At 61.2% G+C, this 1426-nt stretch carries 1 protein-coding gene; it reads right to left on the reverse strand.

Annotation, left to right across the window (positions count from 1 at the left end):
- Positions 1–561: 561 nt before the first annotated feature.
- The gene (locus AB0J42_RS37675; protein ID WP_364303386.1) at positions 562–1047 is read right to left on the reverse strand and encodes a hypothetical protein; all 486 of its coding nucleotides are present in this window, start codon (positions 1045–1047) and stop codon (positions 562–564) included.
- Between the last annotated feature and the right edge of the window lie 379 nt (positions 1048–1426).

Genomic DNA, 1426 nt, shown 5'->3' on the forward strand with positions numbered 1-1426 from the left:
CCGGCCCGATCCGAGCACGAACAGTAGTCAACGACAACATCAGGGGGTCAAGATTCAACCGTCGTCAGGGGGTCAGAATTCGGCCGTCGTTGACAACCGGAAAGTGATCATGCTCGTGCCGACCAAGCGGTTCGTCGCAGTAGAAACAGCGTTCGCAGCAGCACTTCTGAAGCCTGCGCCTCAAATCTCTCGGGCTTCATGCTTCTCCCGTTCACACATGGGCAACGGAAAGCGCATAACAGCACACGGAGAGTCATAATTCTTGATCGCCTCACGCGGGTAGTAGCTGAGGCCGTGATGATCGCTCACTTAGGTCCTCGCCGCACAGGGGCGGGGCGATCGGCTGCCGCGGATCGACTCCGTCGGCCCTTGCCACCACATCAGACAGCTGCCCCAACGCGCCGCCGAAGTCCGATCGTCCAGACCAGGTTGACAGACTGCGGGCAGGGATGAGGGCGTTCGGCGGGACTGACCGGTGTCGATGATCGTTGAGATCGCCGGCCTGCAGGACGACTTGAAGCTCCCAGCACGCGGTCCACCAGGGCGGCGGGATGAACTGTCCTAACCGGCGTCAGGCGGGAGGCTGGGGACGGTCCACCAGTGGGGGCCTTCGGGGTCTGGTGGAGCGGGGGTGGGGGAGGCCGGAAAGACGGTGCCTTTGTTGTTTTTGCGGCCTATTCGGGTGGCTATGGTGGCGGTGTCCGTTAGGGAATAGATGCCACGGACGCCGGAGATGGAGAGGCGCGCGGCGTCTGCCAGGGATTTGAGCTTGTACGGTTCGGGACGGACGAATTCCCGGCCGTAAGCGATGATTAATCGGATTTGCTGCTGGATCTCCTGTCTTTGGGTGGAGAGTTCGTTCAGTCGGGCCAGGACAGGGTCGTCGAGGTCGGCGGCCCGGGCGGACAGGATGAGTTCGCTCGCCAGGGCTCTGTGCTGGTCAGTGGCCGTTTTGTAGCGCTTGGTGTAGTCGGGGTCCGGCTCGCCTGGCTGCTGGGCGGGGATGGGGGCGAGGATCTTGGCCAGCTCTCTTGCGATCTCTTCCATGGGTGGCAGCTTGCACCGAACTGTGCGGTGGGTGCAAATGGGTGCGGATTGCGCGAGAGGGTTTAGGTACCCCTGTGGTAGATAATTTCTCTACTTGGTGAAGGTTTTCACTCTCGGGCGGGATTTATCCGCTCAAGGTGGTGCGATTAGCCGCCTGAAAATAATGATCTTGTGCGATTCTCGGAGCGCTGCACAGAAACGGGCGGCCCTGCTGCGCTATCAGAAGGGCCGCCCACACGGTCCGCCACGAGTTAGAGGAAGGAACCGCGTGAAGAGGTTACTAGCCTCGATCTTTCACGATCTTCGTAGGCTCGGGTAAGCGGTTCGGCTGAGGGTTGATTTCACGCTGAGGTCAGCGTGAAGAGCCCGGTTGACGCGC

Source organism: Nonomuraea sp. NPDC049649 (assembly GCF_040675175.1).
In the GTDB taxonomy this organism is placed as follows: domain Bacteria; phylum Actinomycetota; class Actinomycetes; order Streptosporangiales; family Streptosporangiaceae; genus Nonomuraea.